Source organism: Aromatoleum toluclasticum ATCC 700605 (assembly GCF_000378245.1).
Lineage (GTDB): Bacteria > Pseudomonadota > Gammaproteobacteria > Burkholderiales > Rhodocyclaceae > Aromatoleum > Aromatoleum toluclasticum.
Genome location: NZ_KB899508.1, coordinates 1 through 14,040, shown reverse-complemented (window position 1 = coordinate 14,040; position 14,040 = coordinate 1). Strand labels below are relative to the sequence as shown.

The following is a 14,040-nucleotide window of genomic DNA, read 5'->3' as shown; positions in this document are numbered from 1 at the left end:
GGTGCCCTTGCAGTGCTGCTCAGGCGAAGTAATAGGGGTGTTCGGCGCGGCGCTTTTCCTCGAAAGCGCGGATCTTCTCGGCGTGGCGCAGCGTCAAGCCGATGTCGTCCCAGCCGTTCAGCAGGCATTCCTTGCGAAACGGATCCACGTCGAACTTGATGGCCGTGCCGTCCGGACGGGTGACCGTCTGCGCCGCGAGATCGACGACGAGGCGATAGCCGTCGGTCGCCTCGCACTGACGGAAAAGCTCATCGACCTGCGCCGCCGGCAGCACGATGGGCAGCACGCCGTTCTTGAAGCAGTTGTTGAAGAAGATGTCGGCGAAGCTCGTGCCGATCAACGCGCGGAAGCCATAGTCCTCAAGCGCCCAGGGCGCATGCTCGCGCGAGCTGCCGCAGCCGAAATTGTCACGGGTCAGCAGGATCTGCGCACCCTGGTAGCGCGCCCTGTTCAGCACGAAATCCGGATTCTTCGGACGATCGCTGCAATCCTGACCTGGCTCGCCGCGATCGAGGTAACGCCATTCGTCGAAGAGGTTCGGGCCGAAGCCGCTGCGCTTGATCGACTTCAGGAACTGCTTGGGGATGATCGCATCGGTGTCGACGTTCGCACGATCGAGCGGCATGGCCAGCGCGTCGAGTGTGGTAAACGGTTTCATTCTTTCACTACCCTCTGGATGGCTCGGCCATCCCTGTCAATATCGGTCGTCGGCGCAGCCTCGCGCCGGACGGGTTCAGGAAAGCTCGCGCACATCTACGAAGCGCCCGGCCACGGCCGCCGCCGCCGCCATCGCGGGGCTGACGAGGTGCGTGCGACCGCCCGCACCCTGGCGCCCTTCGAAATTGCGATTTGAGGTGGAGGCGCAATGCTCGCCCGGCTCGAGACGGTCCGCGTTCATTGCCAAACACATCGAACAACCCGGCTCACGCCACTCGAAACCCGCCTCCATGAAGACCTTGTCGAGCCCTTCGCTCTCGGCCTGGCGCTTCACCAGGCCCGAACCGGGCACGACCAGCACGCGCTTGACGCTCGACGCCTTCTTGCGTCCCTTGGCGACCGCCGCAGCTTCGCGCAGATCCTCGATGCGCGAGTTGGTGCACGACCCGATGAACACCTGGTCCACCGGGATCTCGCTGATCGGCGTATTCGGCGCAAGGCCCATGTACTTGAGCGCGCGCTCGACGCCTTCACGCTTCACCGGATCGGAGATCTCCGCCGGATCGGGCACGCGGCCGGCCACGGTCTCGACCATCTCGGGCGAGGTTCCCCAGGTGACCTGCGGCAGGATCGCGGAGGCGTCGAGTTCGATGATGCGATCGAAGCGCGCGCCCTCATCAGACTTCAGGGTGCGCCAGTAGTCCGCCGCCTTGTTCCAGACTTCGCCCTTGGGCGCGAAGGGCTTGTCACGCAGGTAGTCGATCGTGATGTCATCGACACCGACGAGACCGGCACGCGCGCCTGCCTCGATCGCCATGTTGCACAAGGTCATGCGCCCTTCCATCGTCAACGCGCGGATCGCGCTGCCGCCGAACTCGATCGCATAACCCGTGCCGCCTGCAGTCCCGATGCGGCCGATCACGGCAAGTGCGATGTCCTTCGCGTACACGCCACGCCCAAGCTTGCCGTCGACCTTCACCAGCATGGTCTTCGACTTCTTCTGCAGCAGGCACTGCGTCGCCATCACGTGCTCGACCTCGGATGTACCGATGCCGTGCGCCAGACAGGCGAACGCACCGTGCGTCGAGGTGTGCGAGTCACCGCAGACGACAGTCATGCCGGGCAGCGTGACGCCATTCTCCGGCCCGATCACATGAACGATGCCCTGGCGTGAGTCCTTGAACGGAAAATAGGCCAGCGCGCCGACTTCGCGGATGTTCGCATCGAGCGTTTCGACCTGCTGGCGCGAAACCGGATCCTCGATGCCCCGCTCCCAGTGATCGGTCGGCGTGTTGTGGTCGGCGGTCGCGACGATGGAACTCACGCGCCACGGCTTGCGGCCGGCGAGCTTGAGGCCCTCGAAGGCCTGCGGGCTGGTTACCTCGTGTACCAGGTGGCGGTCGATGTAAATGAGCGCAGTGCCATCAGCCTCTTCATGGACGACGTGACTGGACCACAACTTTTCGTACAGCGTCTGGGCTTCCATCCAATATATCCCGAGGAAAGACAAGGAAAAGGTTTTGATTATTTCACACGCGTCGCCGACTGGATAGGCGGACCCGACCTTCGCAGCATCGCCTTCAGTGGCGCGCCTGCTCGTAGAGCGGCATGACCCGCTGGGCGTACTCGCCGAGATCCTTGCGCCGCGTATCGTGCCCGGGGTGAGTCGACAGCCACTGCGGGGGAGCGCCGTTCGAGCGTGCCCCCATCTTGTCCCAGAGGCTCACGGCAGCCCGCGGATCGTAGCCCGCACGCGCGGCAAGCTCGACGCCGATACGATCCGCCTCGGTTTCATGCAGACGCGAATTCGGCAGCTCGAAGGTCACTTTGCCGACCATGCCCATCAGATCCGTACCGAGCTGTCCGACACCGAGAATCGCGCCGGCGACGGACGCCCCGACGCTGGTCACCATTGCCTTCGAAATCTGCTCGCGCGAATGCTCCCGCAGGGCGTGCGCGATCTCATGCCCCATCACCGCCGCGAGCTCGTCGTCGGTGAGTTTGAGTTGATCGATGAGCCCGGAGTAAACCGCCATCTTGCCTCCCGCCATGCACCAGGCGTTGAGCTCGTCGGATCGGATCACGTTGACCTCCCATTGCCACTGCGCCGCATCCCGGCGAAACACGACGGACTGAGGAATCAGGCGATTGGAGATTGCTCGCACGCGTGCGAGCTGCGCCGGATCGCGGTTGAGCGCGCCCTTCTGGCGCGCCTCACCGATCACCTGCTGGTACTGCTTGCCCGAGGCCTGCTCGACTTCCGCAGCCGACACCATCATCATTTGACCGCGATCGACGCCCACCGCGCCGCCGCCCGTCGTCTGCACAGTCTGGCAGGCCGACATGAGGCACGCGGCCGCTACAACCGACACTCTCTTCGCAATTCGACGCCTCATCCGAGCCCCCCTTCCTTTATCGTCTCCACACCACTGCGCCAGCCCAGAATCAGCCAGGCGAGGCCCGCCAGCGCGAACAGTGACCCCAAAGTATAGGTCCACGCCGGCCCTGCGGTGTCCCACATCAATCCACTCACCAGCCCGCCCAGCATTCCGCCCGCACCGAAGGAAATGCTTCCGTAGAGGGCCTGCCCGTGCGATTGCAGCTTGCCGCGAAACCATTGATTCACCGCCGCGATCGCCGCTGCATGGTAGGCACCGAAGGTTGCTCCGTGCAGAAGCTGGGCGAACGCCAGCACTGCAAGCGACCTAACACCCCAGCCGATCGCCGCAAAGCGCACGACGGCGCAGGCGAAGGCGAAGATCAGGATCGCACGCATCGAATACCGGCGCAGCATCCGGGGCATGAACATGAAGACCACGATCTCCGCGACCACGCCGAGCGACCACATCCAGCCGACCACCGACTTGTCGTAGCCGTGATCGACGAGGAATATCGAATAGAAGACGTACAGCGCACCGTGTGCGGCCGACATCAGAAAGCAGGCGACCAGGAGCGCCCGAACCTCGGGACGCCGGAGCGTCTCATGCAGGCTCGCGCTTTCGCGATGAACGAGCGGTCGCGCGGCCTCGGGCAGGGCCGCCCCGCACAGAACGATCGCCGCGAGGATTGCCGCAGTGATCCACAACACCGAATCGAGTGGAAGGAAATCGAGCACGTGGCCGAGCGCGAGAACGGCCGCGATGAAACCGACCGACCCCCACACGCGGATACTGGCGTATCGCCCCGCATGCGCGCCCAGATGGGCAAACGTCAGGCTCTCTACCAGAGGAAGAGCCGCACTCCAGAAGAAAGCCATCAAGGCCATGGCCACGAAAAGCCCTTCGAAACGCGTAGTGAAGAAGAAGACGCAGAAGCCGGCGAGGCTCGCCCACGCCGACACGCGGATGATCGTGAGTCGCCGGCCAAAGTGCTCGGCAAGCCAGCCCCACATGCTGGGAGCCAGCACGCGCATCACCTGCATCAATGACATCAAGAGCGCGATGTCGGTCGCAGACAGGGCGATCGACTGCAGGTAGAGCGTGAAATAGGGCGAAAACGCCCCGACGAACGCGAAATAGGAAAAGTAGTAGGCCGAGAGCCGCCAGTATGGGACCTCTGCGACGCCTGGATGCAATTCAGGCCACGCCCCGGAGGCCGGCGAGGGGTCCGGTCCTCGACACCGACAACTCCGCCGAACTCACGCGCGCGGAGGCGAGACGCGCTGCACGCCCTGCGGCGCCAGCCGTGCGATCCTGGGCGTCCCGGTCGTCACGTCGCCACATTGCGCGCGATGACGTAACGCATGATCCATGAGCACGATCGCCAGCATCGCCTCGGCGATGGGGGTCGCACGGATGCCGACGCAGGGGTCGTGCCGGCCCTGAGTATTCACGATCACCGGGTTGCCCTGCTTGTCGATCGAGCGGCGATCGAGACGGATGCTGGAGGTCGGCTTCACCGCCATGCTCACGATGATGTCCTGACCACTGGAAATGCCACCGAGCACACCGCCCGCGTTGTTCGTCAGGTAGCCCTCGGGCGTCATCTCGTCCGAGTGTTCGGTGCCGCGCTGCGTCACGCACTCGAAACCGGCCCCGATCTCGACGCCCTTCACGGCATTGATGCCCATCATCGCATACGCGATGTCGGCGTCCAGCCGGTCATAGACCGGTTCCCCCCAGCCCACCGGAACGCCCGTGGCGACGACGTCGATGCGCGCGCCGATCGAATCCCCGGACTTGCGCAGCTCGTCCATGTAGGCCTCGAGCTGCGGAACGATTCCGGCATTAGGCGCAAAGAACGGGTTACGCGCAACCTCATCCCAACTCTCGAAGGGAATCGGAATGGGCCCGAGCTGCGACATGAAGCCGCGGATCGCGACGCCGTAACGCTCCCTCAGCCACTTTCGTGCGATCGCGCCGGCAGCCACCCGCACCGCCGTCTCGCGCGCGGACGCCCGCCCGCCGCCACGATAGTCACGAATTCCGTATTTCTGCCAGTACTCGTAGTCCGCATGCCCGGGACGGAAAGTCTCGGCAATGTTGCCGTAGTCACGCGAGCGTTGATCCTGGTTGCGGATCAGGAGGGCGATCGGCGTACCGGTCGTCACCCCCTCGAATACTCCGGACAGGATCTCCACCTCGTCCGGCTCACGGCGCTGGGTCACGTGGCGCGAAGTGCCGGGCTTGCGACGATCGAGCTCGACCTGGATCTCTTCGACCGAAATCGGCAGCCCCGGCGGACACCCGTCCACGACACAGCCGATCGCCGGGCCGTGGGATTCACCGAAGGAGGTGACACAAAAGAGTTTGCCTAGGGTGTTGCCGGACATCGCAATCTCGACCAGTACGTGAATCGGAAGGAGCATTGCAGTTTAACACAGCGCCACCAGGCCCCTCCCGGACGGCAACCGGGCGATTCGCCCGGTCGGGCATCAATGAAAGTACTTCTCGAGACGCTCGAAGACTTCGTGCTCCGCACCGTGCCGGCGCACCGAAAGCACGTCGACCAGCTTCTCGACCTGCAACACCATCTGTTCGAGACGCTGATCCTCGAACACCAGCAACCAGATACGGCTGCGGCTCGCGTCCGACATCGGCATGCAAAGAATGCCCTCGACGTTGAACGCCCTGCGGGCGAACAGGTTGCAGATGTGGCTCATCACGCCCGGGTGGTTATTCACTTCCAGTTCCAGCACCACCTTGGCGAAGCCTTGTTGCTGCAGGGGCTCGGCGACTTGCTCGATCATGTTCAACCTCCGATCATTTCAGTGTTGGCAGCGCCCGGCGGCACCATCGGGTAGACGAATTCCTCGCGGCTGATCGACGCGTGGATCAGGCACGGCCCACGGCTTTGCAGCGCCTGCGCGAGCGTCGCACGCGGATTCGGCGAACTGTCCAGATCCACCGCCGCGATGCCGAAGCCCTCGGCAATCTTCAGGAAATCGGGCTCGCCGCGGTACTTCGACGCAAACACGCGCTTGCCGTAAAACAGGTTCTGCTGCTGGTACACCAGGCCAAGCGAGTTGTTGTTCATCAGCACGATCTTGACGTTCAGCCCCTCCTCGGCGAGCGTCGCAAGCTCCTGGATGTTCATCTTGAAGCTGCCATCACCCGTGAAACACACCACGGTACGATCGGGCTCGGAGAGCGCGGCGCCGATCGCGGCCGGCACCCCGAAACCCATCGTCCCGAGGCCGCCCGAGGTCAGCCACTGACGCGGACGCCGGAACGGATAGGCCTGGGCCACCCACATCTGGTGCTGTCCCACGTCGGTCGCTATGACGGCCTCGTTGTCCAGCGCGGCCGCGACTGCATGCACCAGACCATAGTGGGTGCGCGGATCGTCCCGCCCGGGCATCGCCATCGGAAAACGCGACTTCAGGCCATCCACGTGAGACAGCCAGCGCTTGCGCAAGCTTTGCTTCACGCGCGGAAGCAAAGCCTCCAGGACGGTCGCGACATCACCGTTGATCGCCACATGGGCGGTCTTGATCTTGTGCAGTTCGGCCGGGTCGATGTCGATGTGGATGATCTGCGCATTGGGGCAGAACTGCGCCGCCTTGCCGATGGCCCGATCATCGAAGCGCGCACCGACACAGATCAGCAGGTCCGACTCCTCGAGGATGAAGTTCGTGTAGCGCGCCGCATGCATGCCGAGCATGCCGATGGACAGGGGATGGTCGATAGGCATCGTACCCAGCGCCATCAACGTCATCGTCGTCGGCAATCCCGCCTGCTCCGCCAGCGTAACCGCCAGCCGCGATGCCCCCGAATGCACCACACCCCCGCCCAGATACAGCACCGGGCGCTCCGCCTCGTCGATCATCTTCGCCGCAGACTCGATCGCGGCCATGTCCGGCACGGGCATCGAATCCGGCACGGCTGGCTCGGGGTAGGCATCGAAGCTCACGATCTGGTTCTGCACGTCCTTCGGGATATCGACGAGCACCGGGCCGGGGCGGCCGGACATCGCAATGCGGAACGCCTGCGGGATCACCTCCAGCAGATCCGCCGCGGACCTGACGAGGAAGTTGTGCTTGGTGATCGGCACGGTCATGCCGTAGATATCGACTTCCTGGAAGGCGTCCGTGCCGATCATCGACAGCGGCACCTGGCCGGTGATCGCGACCATCGGGATCGAATCGAGACGCGCATCCGCGATCGCCGTCACCAGATTCGTGGCACCCGGACCACTGGACGCAAAACACACTTCGGGACGCCCGGACACCCGCGCCATGCCTTGTGCCATGAAGCCCGCGCCTTGCTCGTGACGCGCGAGCACGTGGCGGATGATGTCGCTACCCGACAAGGCATCGTACAGGGGCAGGATCGCCCCCCCGGGAATCCCTGCAATGGTACGAATACCCTGCCGTTCAAGCAGGCGCACGATCAACTCGGCGCCGGTCATCTGCATCATCTTGCGCTCCTTCGGTTCGGTGTCGGGCATCAAAACCGGCGGCGCAAAAAACAAAACCCCCGCCGGGCTTGCGCGCCGGCGGGGGTTGGAATCCGTTGCTTGCTTCTGTCCTTACCCTCGAGACGCGCGATCGCCTACGCGTACTACTACGCGTACGGACAGGCTTACTACGACGAGGGCGCGAACCAGGTGGGTCATCAGGACAACAACAAGAAGTTAGCGGTCAGATATAAACACAGGCACGACGGAAACACAAGCAACGTGGTTCACGCCTGCCCGTCACGCAGGAGTCGCCGCAGGATCTTTCCGACGTTCGTCTTCGGCAACTCCTCACGAAACTCGACCAGATGCGGCACCTTGTAGGCGGTCAGATTCGTCCGGCAATGCGCGACGATGTCCTCTTTCGTCAGGGCGGGGTCCTTGCGCACGATGAACACCTTCACCGCTTCGCCCGTCCGTTCATCCGGCACTCCGACGGCTGCCACCTCGAGCACCCCCGGATGGCTGGCGATAACATCCTCGACCTCGTTCGGAAAGACGTTGAAGCCCGACACAAGGATCATGTCCTTCTTGCGATCGACGATACGGACGAAACCGCGTTCGTCGATGGTCGCCACGTCTCCGGTACGCAGGAAACCGTCCGCGGTAAAGGCATTGGCCGTCTCCTCCGGCCGCTGCCAGTATCCCCGCGTCACCTGCGGGCCGCGCACGCACAGCTCGCCCGGCTGCCCCAGGGGCACCTCCTCTCCACTGTCACCCCGGATGCTGACCTCCGTCGACGAGACCGGCAGCCCGATCGAATGGTTGAACTGCGGCAAATCGAGCGGATTGATCGTCACCGCCGGAGACGTTTCGGTCAGACCGTAAGCCTCCACGAGCGGGCGCCCGGTCACGCGACGCCACTTTTCGGCCACGGCTTGCTGGACGGCCATGCCGCCACCCAACGTTATGTGCAGGGATGCAAAATCGAGTTTGCTGAAGTCCTCGTTGTTCAGCAGCGCGTTGAACAGCGTGTTCACACCGGTAATCGCTGTAAACCGGTATTTCGCGAGCTCCTTGACGAACCCGGGAATATCACGCGGATTGGTGATCAGCACGTTCATCGCTCCGACCCTGAAAAATGTCAGGCAGTTCGCCGTCAGCGAGAAGATGTGATAAAGGGGCAAGGCGGTGATGATGATCTCCCCCTCCTTTCGCAGATAGGGCTTGATCCATGCATGCGCCTGCTGCAGGTTCGCAATGACATTCCCATGCGTCAGGACCGCACCTTTCGCCACGCCTGTCGTGCCGCCGGTATATTGGAGATAGGCGACGTCATCATGACCGATCTCCACCGCCTGCAGCGGATGACGTCCGCCCGTTGCCAGAGCCTCCGAGAACCGCACGCAGCCCGGGATCTTCCACGACGGCACCATCTTCTTGACGTGGCGCACGACGAGGTCTACCAGCATGCTCTTCGGGAAACCGAGCAACTCGCCGAGACTGGTCACCACGACGTTGCGCACTTGCAGGCGCTGCAGGACGTCCTCGAGCGTGCGCGCGAAATTTTCCACGATGACGATCGTGTCCGCCCCCGAATCCCTGAGCTGGTGCTCGAGCTCCCGGGCGGTGTAGAGAGGATTCACGTTGACGACCGTATAGCCGGCACGCAAGGCGCCGAACATCGCGATCGGGTACTGCAGGAGGTTGGGCATCATCAATGCCACGCGGGCCCCGCGCGGCAACTTCAGTTCGCCCTGCAGATAACCGGCAAACTGCGCCGAAAGGCGGTCCAGCTCCGCGTACGTGATGGATTTCCCCATATTCACGTAGGCGACGCGGTCGGCGAACTCTCGCACCCCCTTGGAAAACACGTCGGCAAGCGACGTGAACTCGTTTACGTCGATTTCCGCGGGAACTCCGGGCGGATAGCTTTTAAGCCATATTTTTTCCACAGCACTCCTCCAACAGTTGGAATCGGCGCCGGACCAGCAACACCCGGCGGTGCCCTCCCGAGGCATCGCCGGCAACGCGTCGTCCGCGCCACCGGCTTCCAGCTGCATGCCCACGCCTCATCGGGCGAAGGTCGTGTTGTGCCTTGTCCCTCGCACCTCCCGGCGCGAGGAAGGAACTGCGGCAGGACCGGCCTGCCTTGCCTCAGGCCTCTTCGCCCGGCTCCTGCGGCCAGTTCCGGATGTAATTCTTGAGCATGCGGTTCTCGAAACTTTGCTCCTCGAGCACCGCCTTGGCCACGTCATGGAAAGAAACGACCCCGAGCAGCGTCGTCCCGTCCATCACCGGCAGATAGCGCTGGCGATGTTCCACCATGAGACGCCGAAGCTCGTCCATCTCCATGTTCGGCGATGCCGCGATGGGGCCGGACAACATTGCCTCCTCGATCGTCATCTTCGCCCATTCGGCGCCCCCCCTATGCACCGAACGCAATACTTCGCGGAAGGTCAGCATGCCGACCATCTGGCCGTGCGAAAAGACCACGAGCGAACCGACATCCTGCTCGGTCATGACCTCGACCGCCTCGGCAAGGCCCCTGTTCGGCGCTATGGTGTAGAGCACCTTGCCCTTGATCGCAAGAATCTCGCTCACCAGCATGCCAATCCCCTTTCCAAATTCATATCAACTGACCCAAGTGCATGATATTGCATAGTCCCGATCAGGAAAAGACCACGCGAACGCACAATCGAACCGACTCCAAAGGCCTGTCCCCACGGCCTCAGCGCTTCAGTTCGCCCAGCTTGTCCTTTCGGGCAGCCCACTCGTCGGCATCCGCGAGCGGATCCTTGCGCTCGACGATCGGTTTCCACGCCTTCGCCAGATCCGCGTTGAGGGCGATGAAATGGCGCTGCCCCTCGGGCACGTCGTCCTCGGCATAGATGGCCTCGACCGGGCACTCAGCCACACACAAGGTGCAGTCGATGCACTCCGTCGGATCGATCACGAGAAAATTCGCACCCTCGCGGAAGCAGTCCACGGGGCACACATCCACACAGTCAGTGTACTTGCAGCGGATGCAGGCTTCTGTCACTACGTAGGCCATCGTCTTTAACTCCAGTTGGTCAAGCCGGCACGCACCGCCCCGGGCGCTCCGGCTTCTTCGACAATATAGCCGAGAGCCTCCCCGTTTTGACACACGAACGGCCAAACCCCGATCGTACAGACGGCAAAAAAGGGCGAAATGCTTGACGCGCGCGGCAGCTTGGCATAACTTTTCCCGACACTCTGTAGTGGCAGGCCTCTCCTGCCATGGTCCCCGAGGGCCGTACCGGCCCGACTCCCAATCCGAAAGACAGCAAGACCCTGATGCGAGGAATCATGAGCGAGCATATCCATTACGTCACCGACGGCAACTTCCAGGCCGAGGTGCTCGAGGCACAAACCCCGGTGCTGGTCGATTACTGGGCCGAATGGTGCGGCCCGTGCAAGATGATCGCCCCTATCCTCGACGACATCGCCAAGGAATATGCGGGCAAGCTCAAGGTAGCCAAACTCAATATCGACGAAAACCAGGAAACGCCGGCGAAATTCGGCATCCGGGGCATCCCGACGCTGATGCTCTTCAAGGGCGGCAATGTCGAAGCGACCAAGGTTGGTGCGCTTTCGAAGTCTCAACTGACGGCTTTCATTGACAGCAATCTCTGACCGGGGCTAAAGTCCCGGCCTACTTGCACGGCGCCGCCGCTCCCGAAGCCGGCCTTCCGGCGCCGCAGCAAGACCTTTCCGCAGCACCCTCCCCTCCATCGGTTTCATCCACCTGCGCCCCGTTGCGCCCTCTCGCCATGCAATTATCGGAGCTCAAGTCTCTCCACGTCAGCCAGCTGCTGGAAATGGCCATCGAAAACGAAATCGATGGCGCCAACCGCTTGCGCAAGCAGGAACTGGTCTTTGCCCTGCTCAAGAACCGCGCAAAAAAGGGCGAGCCGATCTATGGTGATGGCGCACTCGAAGTCCTGCCCGATGGATTCGGCTTCCTGCGCTCACCCGACATCTCGTACCTGGCGGGGACTGACGACATCTACGTGTCACCGTCACAGATTCGCCGCTTCAACCTGCACACCGGCGACACCATCGAGGGCGAGATCCGAACCCCGAAGGATGGCGAGCGCTATTTCGCCCTGGTGAAACTCGACAAGATCAACGGTCAGGCTCCCGAAGCCTGCAAACACAAGATCCTGTTCGAGAACCTCACCCCACTGCACCCGAACGAGTGCCTGAAGCTCGAGCGTGACATCCGTGGCGAGGAGAACATCACCAGCCGTATCATCGACATGATCGCGCCGATCGGCAAGGGACAGCGCGGTCTGCTGGTGGCGCCGCCGAAAAGCGGCAAGACCGTGATGCTGCAGCACATTGCACACGCGATCTCGGCCAACCACCCGGACGTCGTCCTCATTGTCCTTCTGATCGACGAGCGCCCTGAAGAAGTCACGGAAATGCAACGCTCGGTCAAGGGCGAGGTGGTGGCATCCACCTTCGACGAACCTGCTTCGCGCCATGTGCAGGTCGCCGAGATGGTCATCGAAAAAGCCAAGCGGCTCACCGAACACAAGAAGGATGTTGTAATCCTGCTCGATTCGCTCACGCGCCTCGCGCGGGCCTACAACACCGTGGTCCCGGCCTCCGGCAAGGTACTCACCGGCGGTGTCGACGCAAACGCCCTGCAGAAGCCCAAGCGTTTCTTCGGCGCAGCGCGGAATATCGAGGAAGGCGGCTCGTTGACCATCATCGCGACAGCCCTGATCGACACCGGAAGCCGCATGGACGAGGTGATCTATGAGGAGTTCAAGGGCACCGGCAACATGGAATTGCACCTCGACCGCCGCATGGCCGAGAAGCGTGTGTATCCAGCCATCAACGTCAATCGCTCCGGCACGCGTCGCGAGGAACTGCTGATGAAATCGGATGTACTGCAGAAGGTGTGGGTGCTGCGCAAACTTCTGTACGGCATGGATGACATCGACGCGATGGAATTCCTGATGGACAAGGTCAAGGCGACCAAGAGCAACGCGGAGTTCTTCGACGCGATGCGCCGCGGCTGACCTGGGCGGTCAAAACAAAAAAAAGCCACCTCATCGGTGGCGTTTTTGTTTTCCCGACCGGGACACGGGGCCACGAAGGCCGCAGCGCGTTTACTTGTAGTCGTAGAAACCCTTGCCGGACTTGCGGCCAAGATAGCCCGCCTCGACCATCTCGACGAGCAGCGGCGCGGGGCGGTACTTCGGGTCCTTGAAGCCCTCGAACAGGACCTGCATCACCGCCAGTTCGACGTCGAGGCCGATCATGTCAGCGAGGGCCAGCGGCCCGATCGGGTGATTGCAGCCGAGCTTCATTGCCTCGTCGATCTCCGCGGCCGTGGCAAGACCTTCTCCCAGCGCAAAGATCGCCTCGTTGATCATCGGGCAGAGCAGGCGATTGACGACGAAACCCGGGCTGTTGCGCACCTGGACGGGAGTCTTGCCGATCGCCTTCGCGACCGTCTCGACAGCGGCATAGGTCGCATCGGACGTCTGCAGGCCGCGAATCAGTTCGACCAGCGCCATCATGGGCACCGGATTGAAGAAGTGCATGCCGACAACCCTGTCCGCACGCCTGGTCGAGGCGGCGAGCTTGGTGATCGAGATCGACGAGGTGTTCGATGCCAGCACCGCATCGGTTTTTAGCGTCGCATCGAGCTGCGCAAAGATCTTCAGCTTCAGTTCGAGGTTCTCGGTCGCCGCCTCGATCACGAGATCGCAATCCGCAAGCGCCCCGACGTCGCTGGCCGTCGCAATACGCGCAAGGGTCTCCGCTTTCTGCGTCCCGGTCATCTTCTCCTTCTTGACCAGACGATCGAGGCTCCCGCTCAGAGTGGCCAGACCGCGCTGCACGGCCGCCTCGGAGACGTCCATCATCACCACGTCGAACCCGGCGACAGCAAATGCTTGCGTAATGCCGTTACCCATCGTGCCGGCGCCTACGACGCCGATCTTCTTTAGATTCATTATTCCCGCTCCCTTGGTAAGTAACGTTCGGCCCATCACTGACCGACACCATACTGATGCGTATGGCACTATAACGTAATGTCGGGATGCGGGCCAGCAAGCCCCGTCAGTGACGACGCCCAAGGCAGCACAAGCGGAAGCTCTTCAGATGGCCCGCCCTCGGGAAAGCCGATACAGGAGCAAAAAAAATGGGAGCCCTAAGGCTCCCATTTCATTTGTTGGCGGAGTGGACGGGGCTCGAACCCGCGACCCCCGGCGTGACAGGCCGGTATTCTAACCAACTGAACTACCACTCCGCGCTGACCAGTTGCCGACTATATTTGCCGACTGCAAGTCGTCTGTGCGACGCCATGCTTGATCTGGCGTCCCCACGGGGATTCGAACCCCGGTTATCGCCGTGAAAGGGCGGTGTCCTAGGCCTCTAGACGATGGGGACAACGTCTTTTTTACTTCGTTGGTGGAGGTAAGCGGGATCGAACCGCTGACCTCTTGCATGCCATGCAAGCGCTCTCCCAGCTGAGCTATACCCCCAACAGAGCTGCGCATTTTA

Annotated in this window: 13 protein-coding genes and 3 tRNA genes; 2 read left to right on the top strand and 14 right to left on the bottom strand. The window is 62.5% G+C overall.

Annotated features, from left to right (window positions below; all coding sequences use genetic code 11):
* Nucleotides 1-19: 19 nt before the first annotated feature.
* The 10 genes from leuD to fdxA all read right to left on the bottom strand — a co-directional run bounded on the left by leuD (nucleotide 20) and on the right by fdxA (nucleotide 10,549).
* The gene (gene leuD / locus F464_RS0122765) at nucleotides 20-658 is read right to left on the bottom strand and encodes a 3-isopropylmalate dehydratase small subunit (protein WP_018992170.1); all 639 of its coding nucleotides are present in this window, start codon (nucleotides 656-658) and stop codon (nucleotides 20-22) included.
* A 75-nt stretch (nucleotides 659-733) separates the two neighbouring features.
* Nucleotides 734-2,143: a 3-isopropylmalate dehydratase large subunit gene (gene leuC / locus F464_RS0122760; protein ID WP_018992169.1), complete on the bottom strand. Its 1,410-nt coding sequence runs from the start codon at nucleotides 2,141-2,143 to the stop codon at nucleotides 734-736.
* A 94-nt stretch (nucleotides 2,144-2,237) separates the two neighbouring features.
* Nucleotides 2,238-3,002, bottom strand: a complete 765-nt coding sequence (locus F464_RS0122755) for a M48 family metallopeptidase (RefSeq protein ID WP_018992168.1) — start codon at nucleotides 3,000-3,002, stop codon at nucleotides 2,238-2,240.
* 47 nt (nucleotides 3,003-3,049) lie between these two features.
* A complete protein-coding gene (locus tag F464_RS0122750; RefSeq protein WP_018992167.1) occupies nucleotides 3,050-4,231 on the bottom strand; it encodes an MFS transporter in 1,182 nt (393 codons plus the stop codon).
* 63 nt (nucleotides 4,232-4,294) lie between these two features.
* Entirely contained in the window at nucleotides 4,295-5,428 is a 1,134-nt protein-coding gene (gene aroC / locus F464_RS0122745; protein WP_026296243.1) for a chorismate synthase, read from the bottom strand.
* 102 nt (nucleotides 5,429-5,530) lie between these two features.
* Nucleotides 5,531-5,845 carry an acetolactate synthase small subunit gene (gene ilvN / locus F464_RS0122740; RefSeq protein WP_018992165.1) on the bottom strand — a complete coding sequence of 105 codons (315 nt, stop codon included), beginning with the start codon at nucleotides 5,843-5,845 and terminating at the stop codon, nucleotides 5,531-5,533.
* A 2-nt stretch (nucleotides 5,846-5,847) separates the two neighbouring features.
* Nucleotides 5,848-7,515, bottom strand: coding sequence for an acetolactate synthase large subunit (gene ilvB / locus F464_RS0122735; protein ID WP_026296242.1), 1,668 nt, complete (start codon nucleotides 7,513-7,515; stop codon nucleotides 5,848-5,850).
* A gap of 266 nt (nucleotides 7,516-7,781) precedes the next feature.
* Complete coding sequence (locus F464_RS0122730) at nucleotides 7,782-9,449, bottom strand: long-chain-fatty-acid--CoA ligase (protein ID WP_018992163.1); 1,668 nt, start codon at nucleotides 9,447-9,449, stop codon at nucleotides 7,782-7,784.
* A 202-nt stretch (nucleotides 9,450-9,651) separates the two neighbouring features.
* Nucleotides 9,652-10,104, bottom strand: a complete 453-nt coding sequence (locus F464_RS0122725) for a CBS domain-containing protein (RefSeq protein WP_018992162.1) — start codon at nucleotides 10,102-10,104, stop codon at nucleotides 9,652-9,654.
* Nucleotides 10,105-10,225: 121 nt separating this feature from the next.
* On the bottom strand, nucleotides 10,226-10,549 hold the full coding sequence (fdxA, locus tag F464_RS0122720; protein ID WP_018992161.1) for a ferredoxin FdxA: 324 nt from the start codon (nucleotides 10,547-10,549) through the stop codon (nucleotides 10,226-10,228).
* A gap of 275 nt (nucleotides 10,550-10,824) precedes the next feature.
* Here fdxA and trxA point away from each other — a divergent pair, with 275 nt between their 5' ends.
* Nucleotides 10,825-11,151: a thioredoxin TrxA gene (gene trxA, locus F464_RS0122715; protein WP_018992160.1), complete on the top strand. Its 327-nt coding sequence runs from the start codon at nucleotides 10,825-10,827 to the stop codon at nucleotides 11,149-11,151.
* A 137-nt stretch (nucleotides 11,152-11,288) separates the two neighbouring features.
* On the top strand, nucleotides 11,289-12,548 hold the full coding sequence (gene rho / locus F464_RS0122710) for a transcription termination factor Rho (RefSeq protein ID WP_040395732.1): 1,260 nt from the start codon (nucleotides 11,289-11,291) through the stop codon (nucleotides 12,546-12,548).
* A 90-nt stretch (nucleotides 12,549-12,638) separates the two neighbouring features.
* Here the strand turns inward: rho and F464_RS0122705 are convergent, their stop codons facing one another.
* The 4 genes from F464_RS0122705 to F464_RS0122690 all read right to left on the bottom strand — a co-directional run bounded on the left by F464_RS0122705 (nucleotide 12,639) and on the right by F464_RS0122690 (nucleotide 14,021).
* Nucleotides 12,639-13,490: a 3-hydroxybutyryl-CoA dehydrogenase gene (locus F464_RS0122705; protein WP_018992158.1), complete on the bottom strand. Its 852-nt coding sequence runs from the start codon at nucleotides 13,488-13,490 to the stop codon at nucleotides 12,639-12,641.
* Nucleotides 13,491-13,709: 219 nt separating this feature from the next.
* Nucleotides 13,710-13,786 (bottom strand) — tRNA-Asp (locus F464_RS0122700).
* A gap of 64 nt (nucleotides 13,787-13,850) precedes the next feature.
* Nucleotides 13,851-13,926, bottom strand: a tRNA-Glu gene (locus F464_RS0122695).
* 19 nt (nucleotides 13,927-13,945) lie between these two features.
* Nucleotides 13,946-14,021: transfer RNA gene (locus F464_RS0122690), tRNA-Ala, on the bottom strand.
* Nucleotides 14,022-14,040: the final 19 nt, after the last annotated feature.

What these genes read in the sequence shown, in the direction of transcription:
- leuD (WP_018992170.1), bottom strand. Translation starts at nt 658, where the DNA reads ATGAAACCGTTTACCACACTCGACGCGCTGGCCATGCCGCTCGATCGT.
- leuC (WP_018992169.1), bottom strand. Translation starts at nt 2,143, where the DNA reads ATGGAAGCCCAGACGCTGTACGAAAAGTTGTGGTCCAGTCACGTCGTC.
- F464_RS0122755 (WP_018992168.1), bottom strand. Translation starts at nt 3,002, where the DNA reads ATGTCGGCCTGCCAGACTGTGCAGACGACGGGCGGCGGCGCGGTGGGC.
- aroC (WP_026296243.1), bottom strand. Translation starts at nt 5,428, where the DNA reads ATGTCCGGCAACACCCTAGGCAAACTCTTTTGTGTCACCTCCTTCGGT.
- ilvN (WP_018992165.1), bottom strand. Translation starts at nt 5,845, where the DNA reads ATGATCGAGCAAGTCGCCGAGCCCCTGCAGCAACAAGGCTTCGCCAAG.
- ilvB (WP_026296242.1), bottom strand. Translation starts at nt 7,515, where the DNA reads ATGATGCAGATGACCGGCGCCGAGTTGATCGTGCGCCTGCTTGAACGG.
- F464_RS0122725 (WP_018992162.1), bottom strand. Translation starts at nt 10,104, where the DNA reads ATGCTGGTGAGCGAGATTCTTGCGATCAAGGGCAAGGTGCTCTACACC.
- fdxA (WP_018992161.1), bottom strand. Translation starts at nt 10,549, where the DNA reads ATGGCCTACGTAGTGACAGAAGCCTGCATCCGCTGCAAGTACACTGAC.
- trxA (WP_018992160.1), top strand. Translation starts at nt 10,825, where the DNA reads ATGAGCGAGCATATCCATTACGTCACCGACGGCAACTTCCAGGCCGAG.
- rho (WP_040395732.1), top strand. Translation starts at nt 11,289, where the DNA reads ATGCAATTATCGGAGCTCAAGTCTCTCCACGTCAGCCAGCTGCTGGAA.
- F464_RS0122705 (WP_018992158.1), bottom strand. Translation starts at nt 13,490, where the DNA reads ATGAATCTAAAGAAGATCGGCGTCGTAGGCGCCGGCACGATGGGTAAC.